The 1,704-nt window shown below is 72.8% G+C and carries 1 protein-coding gene and 1 pseudogene; one reads left to right on the top strand and one right to left on the bottom strand.

Annotation, left to right across the window (positions count from 1 at the left end; translation table 11 throughout):
• Nucleotides 1-98 precede the first annotated feature (98 nt).
• Nucleotides 99-908, top strand: a complete 810-nt coding sequence (locus U0177_RS00010; RefSeq protein WP_409568518.1) for a YdcF family protein — start codon at nucleotides 99-101, stop codon at nucleotides 906-908.
• Nucleotides 909-1,296: 388 nt separating this feature from the next.
• Here the strand turns inward: U0177_RS00010 and U0177_RS00005 are convergent.
• Nucleotides 1,297-1,704, bottom strand: a pseudogene (locus U0177_RS00005) (3-octaprenyl-4-hydroxybenzoate decarboxylase); the annotation flags it as partial.

The following is a 1,704-nucleotide window of genomic DNA, read 5'->3' as shown; positions in this document are numbered from 1 at the left end:
GTTTTCTTCAGTGCTGCACAGAGTGGAACACTGCACTAGCGCGCCGCCATCCGGCCCGCATGCGCGGCGCACGCGCGTGACGGCACCCTCGCTGACCCGTGCTGAACGACTGGCTGACCCACTTCGACCTGCTCGCGCTCAAACCGGTCGCGACCGCGCTGCTGCTGCCGCCGGTGCCGTGGCTGGCGCTGATGCTCGGCGGCGGCTGGGTCTTGCGCCGCCGGCCGGCCTGGCAGTGGAGCTGCCTGCTGCTCGGCGCCGCCGGCATCTGGCTGTGCAGCACCACCGGTGTCGGCCAGATGCTGCAGCGCCGGCTGACGGCGCCGCACCAGGCGCTGAGCGCGCAGGACATCCAGGCGCTGCGCCGCAGCGGGCCCGGCGCGATCGTCGTGCTCGGCTCGGGCCGCGAAGCCTACGCACCGGAATACGGCGGGCCGAACCCGGGCCCGATGGCCGCCGAGCGCTTGCGCTACGGGATCTGGCTCGGGCGCGAGACCGGCTGGCCGGTGGCCTACAGCGGCGGCATCGGCCACGCCGGCACCGACGGCCCGACCGAAGCCGACGCGGCGGCGCTGGCCGCGACGCGCGATTTCGGCCGGCCGCTGCGCTGGGCCGAGGGCGAATCGCGCGACACGCGCGAGAACGCCGAACGCAGCGTGGCGCTGCTGCAGGCGGCCGGCGTGAAGCGCATCGTGCTCGTGACCCACGGCTTCCACATGCGCCGCAGCCTGCGCGCCTTCGAGCAGGCGGTGCAGCGCCGCGGCGCCGGCATCGCGCTGGTGCCCGCGCCGATGGGGCTGGCCGACGACGACGTGCGCGGCGTGCTGCGCTGGCTGCCGAGCGCCGCCGGCATGCGCAAGACCAACCTGGCGCTGCACGAATACCTGGGGCTGCTGGCCGGCGCCTGATGCGGCGGCACGCGCCGGCGGCAGCACGAGTGCGACGCACCAGTGGGACGCACCAGCGGCACGCGCCGACAGGATCCACCGGGAAAGTTCACATTCGGGCGCGCCCAACCGGCACGACAGCCGCCCCAGAAATGCGAAACCCCTTCCGGCCTTGCGGCCGGAAGGGGCTGGCGGTGAGACCGCCGCCGGGGCTCCAGAGGAATCAGGTCCGGGGCCCCTTTAGGCGCAGGGACTGCGCCATCGGTGTTGCCTGCAAGCAGGCGCTGCCAATCTAAGCCAATCGGCGGCGGCAGGCAAGCCTTCGACCACCCCCCGAAGTCGGGTTCCGGCCGAGTCTTGATCCAGGGCAGACCCAAGGGGCAAGCGGCCCGGCGCAGGCCGGCCGCCCTCAGCCCGGCAGCAGCCGCTGCACCAGCGCATCGACGCGGTCGAGCACCGCGCGCTCCATCGCGATCGGCCGGCCCCATTCGCGCGCGGTCTCGCCCGGCCACTTGTTGGTGGCGTCGAAGCCGAGCTTGCCGCCCAGCCCGCTGACCGGCGACGCGAAGTCGAGGTAGTCGATCGGCGTGTGCGGCACCAGCACGGTGTCGCGCACCGGATCCATGCGCGTGGTGATCGCCCAGACCACCTCCTTCCAGTCGCGCACGTCCACGTCGTCGTCGGTGACGACCACGAACTTGGTGTACATGAACTGGCGCAGGAAGCTCCAGATGCCGAACATCACGCGCTTGGCGTGGCCGGCGTAGGCCTTGCGGATCGACACCACCGCCAGCCGGTAGCTGCAGCCTTCGGGCGG

It is taken from the genome of Kouleothrix sp., assembly GCF_046328425.1.
Lineage (GTDB): Bacteria > Chloroflexota > Chloroflexia > Chloroflexales > Roseiflexaceae > Kouleothrix.
Note: the sequence above shows the minus strand (reverse complement) of the source record. Positions and strands in the feature narration are given on the sequence as shown.